This window comes from Lacibacter sp. H375 (assembly GCF_037892425.1).
Classification (GTDB): Bacteria; Bacteroidota; Bacteroidia; order Chitinophagales; family Chitinophagaceae; genus Lacibacter.
Genome location: NZ_JBBKTT010000001.1, coordinates 1984750 through 1997418, shown reverse-complemented (window position 1 = coordinate 1997418; position 12669 = coordinate 1984750). Strand labels below are relative to the sequence as shown.

General features: G+C 40.8%; 7 protein-coding genes. 3 read left to right on the top strand and 4 right to left on the bottom strand.

Features of this window, described 5'->3' with window-relative positions; all coding sequences use genetic code 11:
* Nucleotides 1–41: 41 nt before the first annotated feature.
* From WG954_RS08765 to WG954_RS08750, 4 genes are read right to left on the bottom strand one after another with little or no spacing between them, the layout of a single operon-like run.
* The gene (locus WG954_RS08765) at nucleotides 42–2837 is read right to left on the bottom strand and encodes a TolB family protein (protein WP_340435592.1); all 2796 of its coding nucleotides are present in this window, start codon (nucleotides 2835–2837) and stop codon (nucleotides 42–44) included.
* A gap of 19 nt (nucleotides 2838–2856) precedes the next feature.
* On the bottom strand, nucleotides 2857–4221 hold the full coding sequence (locus tag WG954_RS08760; protein WP_340435590.1) for a hypothetical protein: 1365 nt from the start codon (nucleotides 4219–4221) through the stop codon (nucleotides 2857–2859).
* 14 nt (nucleotides 4222–4235) lie between these two features.
* Nucleotides 4236–6371 carry a tetratricopeptide repeat protein gene (locus tag WG954_RS08755; protein WP_340435588.1) on the bottom strand — a complete coding sequence of 712 codons (2136 nt, stop codon included), beginning with the start codon at nucleotides 6369–6371 and terminating at the stop codon, nucleotides 4236–4238.
* 50 nt (nucleotides 6372–6421) lie between these two features.
* On the bottom strand, nucleotides 6422–6937 hold the full coding sequence (locus tag WG954_RS08750; RefSeq protein WP_340435586.1) for a hypothetical protein: 516 nt from the start codon (nucleotides 6935–6937) through the stop codon (nucleotides 6422–6424).
* A gap of 161 nt (nucleotides 6938–7098) precedes the next feature.
* On the opposite strand from WG954_RS08750, the gene WG954_RS08745 reads away from it, so the two are divergent.
* From WG954_RS08745 to WG954_RS08735, 3 genes are all read left to right on the top strand, one after another.
* On the top strand, nucleotides 7099–9027 hold the full coding sequence (locus tag WG954_RS08745; RefSeq protein ID WP_340435584.1) for a tetratricopeptide repeat-containing sensor histidine kinase: 1929 nt from the start codon (nucleotides 7099–7101) through the stop codon (nucleotides 9025–9027).
* A gap of 4 nt (nucleotides 9028–9031) precedes the next feature.
* Nucleotides 9032–9658, top strand: coding sequence for a response regulator (locus WG954_RS08740; protein ID WP_340435582.1), 627 nt, complete (start codon nucleotides 9032–9034; stop codon nucleotides 9656–9658).
* A gap of 118 nt (nucleotides 9659–9776) precedes the next feature.
* The gene (locus tag WG954_RS08735) at nucleotides 9777–12638 is read left to right on the top strand and encodes a T9SS type A sorting domain-containing protein (protein WP_340435580.1); all 2862 of its coding nucleotides are present in this window, start codon (nucleotides 9777–9779) and stop codon (nucleotides 12636–12638) included.
* Nucleotides 12639–12669: the final 31 nt, after the last annotated feature.

Sequence of the window (12669 nt, the reverse complement as noted above, 5' to 3'; positions counted from 1 at the left end):
TTCTAATCCTTCTACTGCTTTCCAAATTATCAGTCGTAAAATCATTCTTTACAGTCCCGACATGGACCATTACCTGTAAAATGTGCGAAAATGCCTGAATCGGAAAAGCGATTGTCAAGATTGACGGATTTACCGAATATGACATAACTGCCGCTGTAAGAAATGGAAGGTCGCCCGACATAACTACCCGTAACATTGCTCACTGCCGTTTTTTTACCACTAACCGTATTGTGCAAAATTATGTTGGAAGCTGCTGCACCAAGATTGGTTGCTTTTGTTGGAAAAGCAACCCAGGTACCATCGTAACTGATTGCAACCCGCTCGCCTTGTTCAATGGGGCTATCGTTGTTGGAAGCTTGTCCATCATCGGTAAAACTGGCAACATTTACTTTCCCTGTTTCTACATCAACCACAAATACATCCTGGAATTTATTATTGTCGTTGGGCACCATATTGCTGGCAGTGGTGGCAAACGCTACAAAGCGTCCATTGCCGGAGATGGAAGAAGCTACCTGGCGTGAAGCTGATTCAGTGCCGCCATTTTTTTCTTTGCCATCATGAGTCATACTGATTCGTTTTAATCCTGACTGTCCACGTTGCCACAGGAAAATATCCCACAAATTATTATTGTCATTCGTCACCAAAGTACCGGAGGGAGAACAAAAACTAATGCGAGCCCCGTCGAATGAAATACTTCCTTTATAGCCATTGCCACCTGTTTTCGCAACAGGATCAACACTGATCATTTCTGTTTTTCCTTTTTGAATATCACGCAAAAAGATATTGGCCAGCGACCGGCCTTTGGGTACTGATGCTAAATTGGTTGCGGGTGAAGTAAACACAACAAAATTACCATTGCCCGATATGGATGCATCAAAACTTTCTGCATCAGCCGCAGCACCGTTTGTTGCTTTGCTGATGAGCTCGATGCTGTTTGTACTCTTTCTCCAAAGAAAAATATCTTTTACATTGTTATTATCGCCCGATACAAGATTCGTAGCCTTTGATTCAAACACAACGATTTGTCCATCGGCAGAAACAGAAGGCTCTGCACAATCAGCATTGCCTTGCTCACCGCTTGCACTAACAGAAATCATTTTTGTAACACCTGTATTTCTGTCACGCCAAAACACTTGCCGGAACTTGCCGTTTGATCCTGCAAAATCTTTTGTGCCTGATACAAATACAACATACCTGCCTTCTTCACCTTGAAATCCGCCAATAGCAGGTGCAAATGATTCATAAAAGCTACTCATCATTTTATCATCTGAACTGCGTGTGAGCAATTCATAGGTGAAGTCAACACCCACTTTTATTTTATTTACATCACCCGGCGCTTTCCCTTTTCCATAATACACAACGCCTTTCATGTTGGAAGCAATTTTTTTCAGCATCACATTATACGCTTCCTCTTCTTTCAAAGATTTTGAAAATCGTATGGGCGATGTAGTATACAAATTTCCGTTGCCTTTTGGTGGCGTGATGGTGAGATCATTACCATTATTGTAAGCAAGAGTAACAGGTACCCCTGCCGGTGCACTTAATGTACCTGTAAGAAACATTCCATTACTGGCTAAAGGACCTTGCGGAGTTAATGGTTTCGATGTTGTTTCCTTATTGGTTTTTGATGAAGATGTAGTTTGATTGGGAGATGCAGGTGTACTCACTTTATTGGTAGTAACGCCAACTTGATTTTGTGCAGATGATGATACCGTAGATGAAGGTGGTGCTGTTTTGCCGATGAAAGATTTAAGATAATCAAGGCTTACGTTTTTCTCCATTTCTTTTGCAAACTCAACCATCACAGGATTTTTTGGATCGTACCTGATGCTTACTGTTATCATTTGCGGCACAGCTGCTGAACTCCATTTTTTGAAATAAGTAGGATTGGGTTTTGTGAGCAATTCTGCAAATGGTTCCATCTTGTCGGTAAAATCGTAGTCGAAATTATTCTTAGTGCTTTTGATCACGATGGCCCATTTGTTTAATTCATCTGATGGTGCTGAGAGTTGTTCGTCCAATCTTGCCAAAGCGTTTTCATAGCCTTGTATTAATTTTTTATAAGATGCCTGCACCCGTTCAATGGCCGGGTTATGGGTACCGGAAATGTAAGTGGCCAACCTTGCAGGGTCCGACTTGTATTCCTGCTCTTTGTATTTTTTTTGCTGCTCCCAACCTGCCAATTGATCTTTCAAACGTGGTGCTTCTGCTGCCATCTCTTTTTGCACAAAACGTTTCCGCTTCAACAAAAATTCACGGCGTGTTACAAAGCTCCAGGGCAGTTGTCCATCATAAGTAATTAACCAAAGTTTGGTGAGTCCCTCATTACCGGCACCCAATGAAGTTTTCACATCATTAAACTGCCAGATACCCGGACGAATTTCAACAGGAAAGCCTTCACGCAGCGGACGAAAGCCAAGACTATTGTCTGCAGCGGTGGTATCATAAATTTCAAGAAAGCTTACGTAATTGAATGCCGTAGTGAAGATGCTGCTGATGTCGAATTTATTTAATACCAGTGCATCTCCTTCGCATAAATAGCGCTCTGCAAACAGAGTGTACCAATAATGGGCTACTGGTTGGCTGTACATCACCGGTTGAAAAGAGCCTGAATACGCAGCATCCAAACCTTTGGGCTGATAAGCCGCCTGCAAAGGATTGTGCACAGCATTGTAAAACCTGCGTTGAACGGCGAGGTCTGAAGCATTGGACTTAACGGTTTCAGATAGTTTTGTCCATTTGCCAGCCTTTGCCAACTGACGATTCAAACAATCATTGTCTTGTGCAGCAATACACGAGCAGGTTATTAAGAACAGAGCTGATAAGATTTTCTTCATCGTATAAGGTTTGATAGAATTAATTCGAAACTTTTCCATAAGCTGTATAACTGCCATAACTCACATCCTGCAACCAAAGAATGCGTGCTCCTTTTATACAAGAAAAATAAGCGTTGTAAGTAATGGGTCTGCGCTCAATATCGGAGCACCATACCTGCCAGTTGCTTAATAGTTTCCATGTGCCATTTGCTTTTGCCTGGTCAACTTTCATCGTAGTGCCTGTTGCACCGCTTCCCATAGCAAGATCCCATGTGTATGTTTTGTTTTTTTGAAACACATAATTCACTCTTGATGCATAAGTGGTGGAGCCGGTATATAATCCTGTGTAAACACTGTAGTACGAAGTGGAGCCAGAGAATTCATTCGACCATTTACCAACCAGATCGTTTTCACCAACAGCAAAACGATTCATGCTTGTTAACCGCAACAACGGATCCCAGTTGCTGAAATACCTGTCTGGGTTATCAATACCAAATGCCTGTACAAAGCTGTTCTTGTCAGGGGCAATCACTTCTATCCATCCACTTCTTCCTTTGCTGAAGAGTGCTACCCAAACATCTCTTTTAGTAGCATTGTCGTTTAAAAGACCTGCTGCAAAAAGTCCCGGTTCCGACGCATGATTATATCCCGGTGTTTGGTACTGCCGCAAATTGGTATAACGTGGTGCTACCAATAAATTCCAGAAGACATTCACATGTTCATCGTATTGCGAATAATATTTACTGTCTTCTGCACGGGGATAATGCAGCAACACTTTTATATTTCCCTTTGTTGCTTCTACCCAATCTTCTTTTACCACACTCGTCCAGCCATCATCGAAATTGGTGCTGTTGAAAGTAAAGCCATCGTTTGTTGGAGTAGTTTTAATTTCCTCAACCGGTTTTTCCTGAGGTTTATTTGTATTGGGTAACGAAACATTTAATGATGCAATAAACTCATCCAAGACTTGTCCATACGTTGTTGTATTACTCAACAAAAGAAAACTGGCGCAATTGACGCCATCACTGAACGTATTCAACAGGACAGTTGACGTATCGTTATTGAAAAGAAATTTTCCAAGCCCTGTGTAAAGTTTCCATCCATTGAAGGTTTGTGTGTCTGTTGCTAACGGCTCGCCTTGCACGCCGTAACGGTTCATTACAAGTTCTTTCCATTCATTTTGAAAATCGGCGTCAATGGTTCCTTTGCTTGCAGTACTTTTTACAAAATCAATTTGTGCCCATGTGCGTTTACTATTATCCGTTGTTGAAAAGAGGAGGCTATTTTCTTTTGCCGCTTTGGTCCATTTTTTAGGTGGCGTAAAAGTAAAAATGTCAAAGCTTTGTTGTTGAGCGCACGCTGCCAGGTGAAACAATAAAAAAAATAAAATACAAGTTGTTTTCATGATGATGTTTTTGATTAAAGTTTAACTCCCTTTAATATTCCGCTGCCTGTTGCAGTAAATCCGCTATTAATGGAAATGGTTGCATTTACTCCGCCAAGTGATACCGAAGGTTCTTTTGGTCCAACATTTACTTCACCAATATCTGTTTCCACTTTTGTATTGAGTGTATTGGTTTTTACACCAACATTTGCAGTGAGTTTTACACCAGCATCTTTCAATCCTGTGCGATCAAATTCTAAAAAGCCAGTAACCTCTGCAGATGTTTGTAATTGCAACGGTCCTTCTCCAAATTTTTTGCCTTCACCTGCAGATACTTCTATTGTGCAGCGTTGAAATTCATCAAAGAAATTGCGGTTCGCTTCCATGTCGGCCGATTTGGTTTCCCAGCCGAGTTTTACAAAATCAATTTCTATTTCGGCAATCATGCGTCCACATTCTGTTTTAATGGAAGCATATCCAAAATTCATTTCACTTTTATAGCGGCAATTCACTTCATCGTAATCGGGAAGCGTTCCAAACTTTGAAGTTGGTTTTTCATTGCCTTTTTTGCAGAGCGTTGTGGGATCTCTGAACACAATATTATCAATGGGACCACGCAACATTGCTATCCATTCCTGTTTGGCCAGGTTGATGTTTAATGCAAGCTCTTCCGGAAACGCACGGTATAAATTATAGTGAGCTACTTCATTTATGCGTGCGTAAACCCGATCAAGATGTTTCTTAAAAAAAGATTCGATAACACTGTTGGCAGACATCAGCAACCTGTTGTTTATTGCATCATATGCACTGCAATAGGCCTCAGGTATTCCCAACCCTTCCCCCATCTTTCCTCTGAATTGTTCATCCAGCTCCCGCATTTCTTTTCCAGCAATTTCTTTCACACTATCAACATATCTCTGCATTTTAATTACGGCAATACCAAATGGATCATGCAGATCAATTGCCAGCAATTCATCAATACGTGGCCTCAATTTTTTTTCTGCCTTTGGTGAAAGATTGACAAATACCGCTGAAGTTCTGGCTCCTGTTTTTGGCGCATTAGCATCATGCTTCAACCTTTCCTGGTAACCCTGTTGAAAAGCGGCACCAAGCACTACTCCTTCTTCTGAAAGTTCACTGGCGATCCTGTTGCATTCTTTCCGGAATTGCTCCCACTCTACCTGGGTCACCCTGCTTTCCTCCACATTCTTTGGAAAAGACGGCCATTTAAATTTCGATAAACCCAACTCATCTTTCTTTCTTGGAGGATTGAAAAAAATATCATCAGGTTTTAATTCATAGCCGAGATCATTTAACTTTCTCTCTTTATCACTTGTATGCATACGGCTTATTGCCTGCTTCATTGATTTGATAGCTGCACCATGGTTGCCTTTGCTTTCTTCAATTGCAGCTTTTATCTGGTTGGCCTGCGGATGCCATGCGCATAAGCGAATGGTGCTATCGATATACTTTGACGCCATTGTTACATCACCCAATCCAAACCATGCATGAGCAATGTTATTGAGTATGGTACTGTTTTGCGGATGCTCTTTATTGAGGTAGTTAAGTATTGGAAGTGAAAGTTGTTCTGCACCACACATACTCAACATAGCAGCAAAATTGTTGAGGCAATTGCTGTTAGTTGGATCATCGGCACAGGCACGACTTAATAAAAGCAATGCCGGGGCTGCCTTGCCAAAGGCCCAGCAACCCACAGCAGCGTTAGCAACGGCCGTTGATGTACCATATTTCGCTTTAATGGAGTTATACAGTTCATCTGCTTTTGCAATCATTGACGATGGAAACCTGCTTTGCAATTTTTGATAAACCGACTGCAGGTAAATTGGCAAAGCTGTTTTCGTTAATGGCAGTTTTGAGATAGATACAATTCTTACTGCATCACGTTTTGGCACCAGCACGTCGGGCTGCATGTTAGAATTTGCCATTGCAAAATCAGCCGTTTTTTTCATCTGTTTTACATTCGGTATTTTAATGCCCATGCTATCCATGAATCGTTTTTCTTCAGGGCTCATGTTGTTAAACGCATCCTCCATTTCCTTCATCATTTCATTCATTTCTTTTTGAGAAGGAGGCGGGTCTTTTTTAACGGGTTTCTTTTGTGCTGAAACGGAAAGTGAAAACAATAAGAAAAACTGCAGAATGTATTTCATGTCGATAATTATTGCTGAAAGAAATATGGTCAGTGTAATAAACCGTTAATTTAAAATGCATTCCAAGCTTGCCCGGTTGTATAGTCGAACCCTGTTTTACCACTTACTGTGCGAATGCCCGTTTTAAGATTATTTTGAAAATATGTAGTGCCTATTCTGCTGGCTTGCAGGGTTACACTCGTGCTGCCATTTGCATCTGTTACAGACATTACACGTATAACTTCAAGACGAACGGTTGATAACACATTGAGGCCTGCTTCGGCAGGTTGAGTGACAGTAAACACGGCATAAGGAATGGTTTCCTTGCCACCTCTGAGAGTTGCCAAAGTAGCCGATGCTCCACCTGATGGCATTGTAAATTGCACCTGTGCATTGCCGGCAGTAATTCCTGAAAAACTTGTAACGATGATCTGCCTTTCGTAAAACTTTTGCAAACTCGTGCCACGAATAAGCTGGCCACTCGCATCTGTGATCTGAAGAAAGGTTTGCTGTTTTGTTTGTGCGGTTGCAGAACCCCTGCCTGTTATTAATAGGCCAAGCATTAAAATTTGAAATAATGGTTTCATGTAAGAGTGATTTACAATGTAAACGTAGTACTGCAAATGAGTTCAGCACTTCATGGAAAAACAGGATTTTTTCATCCCTAAATCATGGAAATTGGGGAGAACAATTACGGCAATAGTCTTTTTTATTTGTGATAAAGTAATTTTAGTTTACTTTAATTCGAATGAAAAAACTACTATTCTTTACTGCTTTTCTGATTTCGACTGCTCACGCTCAGGTATTCATGAATAAGGACAGCCTGTTGAACTTATTACCACTTGCAAAGGAAAATAAGGAAGCTGTGGACCTGTATATTAACCTCGGACAACAGTATGAAAACAGTATACCGGAGCTTGCAAAATTTTATTACAACAAAGCAGGTGCGCTGAGTAAAAAAATAAAGTTTCCTGAAGGAGAGGCCCGTTATATTTTCAACTACACCTATGTACTAAACCTGCAAAGCAGGTTTGATTCAAGTTTGCTATTGAATTTACGATCAGTTGATATTGCAAGAAAACTGAATGACCCGGTTATGTTAGGTAAAGCGCTTTTTAATACCGGCACCTCCTACCGTTTACTATCCCAATATGAAACAGCAGCTACATTTTACGAGGAAGGCAAAAAAGTATTTACAGGGAACAACGACAGCTTGATGGAAGCGAAAGCTCACGACATCCTGCAATTACTATATTATGATCTCAGAGATTATGATAGATCCATTATTTATGGAGAAGCGGCGGTAAAATACTTCCGTGCAACCGACGATTCAATATGGTTGGGTAATGCCCTTAATAATCTTGGCATGAGTTATTCAAAGCGGAAAAACTATGCAAAGGCAGAGAGCGCCTGGCAGGAAGTTTATACTATCGCTAAAAATATAGGGCATATTGAAATGCAAGCTGCTCAAATGCTTAACCTTGGCGACCTGAGTTATAACAAAGGAGAATATGATCAGTTAAAAGGCTACTATGAAAAAGCGCTTGAACTATCCAAACATATGGATAGTAAAGAAACAAATGCCGTAAGCTACCGGGGTTTAGCCAATTATTATTTCTTTCAAAAAGATTTCAAGACTGCACGAACAATGGCATTAACGGCACTGAATATTGCAAGTGAAGAGCAACTTTTAACGGAAAAAGCCAAGATACTTGATTTACTTGCCCGCATACATTTTTCATTGCAGGAAGTTGCTACCGGCCAGCAGTATGCGCTGCAATCAGAATTAATTCTCGACAGCATTAATAACAACAACATCCGGAAAAATATTATTGACATCGAAAAAAAATATGAATCTGAAAGAAAGGATAACCAGATCAGGCTACAGCGCTCAGAATTAAAGCAAAAAAATACTCTGAACTATTTATTGATCGGTAGTGCCCTCACGTTGTTGTTTATTTCCATCTTATCTTACCGCAACTACCGCCAAAAGCAAAACTTACAGCAGCAACGCATTGCCGAACTTGAAACCGAAAAACAACTGGCTGCCACCGAAGCCGTATTAAAAGGTGAAGAACAGGAACGTACACGAATGGCAAAAGATCTTCATGATGGATTGGGTGGTATGTTATCGGGCATAAAATTTACGCTTAACAATATGAAAGGAAACTTAATTATGACCCCCGAAAATGCGCAGGCGTTTGGACGAAGTATTGATATGCTCGACAGCAGCATTAGTGAAATGCGCAGAGTGGCTCATAGCATGATGCCGGAAGCATTAGTGAAATTTGGACTTGATAGCGCTTTAAGAGATTTTTGTAACGATATTAATAAAAGTGGTGCTTTGCAACTACAATATCAATCTATTGGTTTAGAGGGCAAAGAGATCGACCAAATAAAAAGTGTTACCATTTACCGTATAGTACAGGAACTTTTAAACAACATCATGAAACATGCGGCTGCAAAAAATGCATTGACGCAGTTGAGTTATAATGAAAATGTATTAACTATTACGGTCGAAGATGATGGAAAAGGATTTGATCCATCGGTATTGAAACAATCGAAAGGAATTGGTTGGAGTAATATTAAAAACCGTGTTGAATTTTTAAAGGGTAAATGGGATGTTGATTCCCAACCAGGCAAGGGTACATCGGTAAACATTGAAATGACAGCATAAACTAATGATGAACCTCGGTATAAAAGTATTTATTGTTGATGATCACTACATGGTGATTGAAGGCATTCGTTCGCTTTTGCAACATGAAAAAGGCCTCGAGTGGATGGGCCATGCCATGAACGCTGAAAGCTGTATTGCTTTTTTAAATGGTCGTCAGCCCGATGTAATTTTTATGGACATTAACCTTCCCGATAAAAGCGGCATTGACCTTTGTAAAGAAGTGAATGAAAAATATCCTTCCATTTCCATTATTGGTCTCAGCACATATAATCAACAAAGTTTTATTACTAAGATGATTGAGAATGGTGCGTCGGGCTATGTTTTAAAAAATGCTACAAAAGAAGAATTGTTGTTTGCTATTCAAACAGTAGTTCGTGGCCGTATTTTTTTGAGTCATGAAGCAGCTATGATCACGGAGAAAAAAGAAGGTGATGATGCTCCCGTACTCACCCGTCGTGAAAAACAAATTCTGGAACTGATTGCCGATGGATTAACCACCCAGGAAATAGCCAATAAACTTTTTATAAGTGGCACTACCGTTGAAACACACCGAAAAAACCTTCTGCTGAAACTTGAAGCGAAAAATGTAGCTGCTATGGTAAAGATCGCCGCAAAGCTAAACCTGATCTGATTCAACTTCAAACGCACTCCAAACCACTATTCAATCAACAGCTTGCTTATTCTTAAAGCAACTATATATCCGTCGAAAAATCTTAACTTACTGTACTAATTATTACAACATCTATCATATGCGCAAAACAGCTTACATCGCTCTAACTGCAGCAATCGTACTCATTACAAGTGTGGTTATTTTCCAGATCGCTCAAAAAAAGTCAGTAAAAAAGAATCATTCATTGACTCTATTGACACAAGATGAAGAAGAAAAAGAAGAAGGTGGATATAAACGCCGGGAGTATGAATGGAAGATGTTGCATGATCCTGCTACAGGTCAAATACCCAAGGGCATTTACCAAAAAGAAAGAGAAATACTTGCTTCAGTTATAAAAAGGCAAAGTGATATCAATTTTCGTCCATCAATCCTTAATACATACACCGCTGCTGGGCCTACTCAAAATGGCGGAAGAACCAGGGCGGTTGCTTTTGACATGCGTGGCAACCAGGTTGTTCTGGCAGCCGGGATTTCCGGGGGTATTTTTCGTTCAACAAACGGAGGCAGTACATGGACTTTTGTACATCCTGACACTTCGGTTCTTCGCAACGTGAATTGTTTTGCACAAGATCCCCGCCCCGGTTTCCAGGATACATGGTATGCAGGTACGGGAGAGTTGTTAGGGGCCTCTGCTGCATATGCTGCACCTCCCTTTGGCGTCTCCTCCGGAAATGGAATTCTAAAATCCACAAATAATGGAGTAACATGGACCAGAATAAATTTTACAACCGGAACCACTTATAAAGAAATTCTTGACAATGTCTTTGACATGATTTTTAATATACAGGTTGACAATCGTGGCTACGTTTACGTTGCCACTTTTAATAACATCTATGTATCAACCGATGGGTTTGTGGCGCCAAGCAATTCAACATTCGGTTATGTATTACGAGTATTCGATTTGAACCAACAACTTGAAGATATGGCAACAGATATTGTCATTTCAAAAGACGGCTCCCGTTATTATGCATGTTTCTCGGGAAGAAATAATAACAGGGATACTGTTGGTGTATGGGCGTCAACTAATGGAATAAGCGATTGGAAACGAATCGCAGGCGGCGGAAACGGGCAACCAGACTCGGTTGCCGGTTGGAAAGCATATAATCCTTCAATGACAAACGGTACGGGATGGGGAAGAACTGTTTTAGCAGTTGCCCCCAACAATGCAAATATTTTGTATGTGATGTACGAAAACTCACTGAGTGCTTCATCAGGACAATCAGAAGCAGATCTGTTCCAGGCAAACCTTACTAATTTCAATGCGATAACATGGAGCAGCAATCGTTCGGCAAATTTACGGGCACTTCAAAACGGCAGTACAACAAAGTATATGGAAACTCAGGGTGGTTATAATATGCTTCTGGCAGTCCATCCCTCCAATCAAAATATTGTTCTTGCGGGAGGTGTAAATCTTTTTAAATCAAATGATGGATTCTCCACTCAAACTGCCACATTTATCGGCGGCTTAGTATCTACAACCTATACGGATCCAAATCAATTTAGCCACGTAGATTTTCATTCGTTTGCATTTGACCCTACAAATGCAAATCGGTTTGTTGTGGGTAACGATGGTGGTCTACAAGTTTCTAATAACATTACATCTTCTCCCGTGAGTTGGGATAATTTAAACAGTCAATATCAAACCTTCCAATATTATCATGTTGCCATTGATCCTGCTGCAGGCTCACTTACATTTGCAGGTGGAGCGCAAGACAACTCGACCTCTTATCGAGATTCGAAAGCACTGTTTGGGCCTGCTTTACCAGACCCCAATGATCACTATGTTGGTATTCTGGGCGGCGATGGAGGAATGACTGCTCTTTCAGCAAGTACAAACAATCAACAATTTTTATATGCATCCGCACAAAATGGAATCATGGCCCGTTTTGATGTAGGGGGGCCAACGGCTGATATTCAAATCGATCCCAGTAGCGCTCCGGAAGGCGAATTCGTTACCTATTACCACCTTGATCCCGATAACACAGAACTAATGTACTATGCAGCCGACGATCGTTTATGGAGAACTTCCACTGCCTCTACCGTAACTCCAACAACAGGATGGACTGAAATGACTGGAGTAGGAGCAGCTCTAACTGAAAGTATTTTCTCTCTTGCAACTTCAAGAGGCACATATAATAACTCTAACAGCTATCTATTCATCGGCACAGCCGATGCGAAAATATACCGGATACAAGATCCAAAGAATGCAGCTGCATCAACAACGCCGGTAAATATTACACCTTCAGGTATAACAGCAAATTCATTGGTTCGTGAAATTGCCGTAAACCCCCGTAACCCGGACACAGTGTTAGCTGTAATTTCAAACTATGGAGCGGTAAGTGCTTTCTGGACTGGCAATGCCCTTTCTGCTTCTCCAACCTGGCAAGCAGTTGAAGGAACGAAAATCAATCAGGCATCTTTCAGATCATGCGCCATTGTTGCTACCACAACTGGTGTTGAGTATTATGTTGGTACTTCCATTGGTTTATTCAGTACGACAACCATTAATAATGCGTCTACAACCTGGCAACTTGAAGGACCAGCAATGATGCAAGGTGCAATTGTAAATGATCTTGTTTTACGAACTGCAGATAATACATTGCTTGTAGGCACACATGGTAATGGTATGTTCTATGCCGTTATTGGCAATGTGCCAACTTCAGTTCCTGACGTTGTTGTAAACGATAAACGATTCATTAATGCAGTATTCCCAACCATTACACCCGGAGATATTAATTTCAGGACTGGCGGAGCAACGGGCATTAAGACTCTACATATTCGTATAATGAATTTAAGTGGCCAGGTATTGATACAACGCACACAAGGTTACCAAAATGGCAAAATACCACTTGGTCCGTTATCAACAGGTAGTTATCTGCTTGAGATCATTAGTGATAACCGCAGATACAAACATGTACAACAATTTGTGAAAACGAATTAACGCTTGTGTAATGCTGTTCTTTACGGCATCA

Excerpts from the sequence above, each read along its gene's own strand:
- WG954_RS08755 (WP_340435588.1), bottom strand. The coding sequence starts at position 6,371 with ATGAAATACATTCTGCAGTTTTTCTTATTGTTTTCACTTTCCGTTTCA.
- WG954_RS08745 (WP_340435584.1), top strand. The coding sequence starts at position 7,099 with ATGAAAAAACTACTATTCTTTACTGCTTTTCTGATTTCGACTGCTCAC.
- WG954_RS08740 (WP_340435582.1), top strand. The coding sequence starts at position 9,032 with ATGATGAACCTCGGTATAAAAGTATTTATTGTTGATGATCACTACATG.
- WG954_RS08750 (WP_340435586.1), bottom strand. The coding sequence starts at position 6,937 with ATGAAACCATTATTTCAAATTTTAATGCTTGGCCTATTAATAACAGGC.
- WG954_RS08735 (WP_340435580.1), top strand. The coding sequence starts at position 9,777 with ATGCGCAAAACAGCTTACATCGCTCTAACTGCAGCAATCGTACTCATT.
- WG954_RS08760 (WP_340435590.1), bottom strand. The coding sequence starts at position 4,221 with ATGAAAACAACTTGTATTTTATTTTTTTTATTGTTTCACCTGGCAGCG.
- WG954_RS08765 (WP_340435592.1), bottom strand. The coding sequence starts at position 2,837 with ATGAAGAAAATCTTATCAGCTCTGTTCTTAATAACCTGCTCGTGTATT.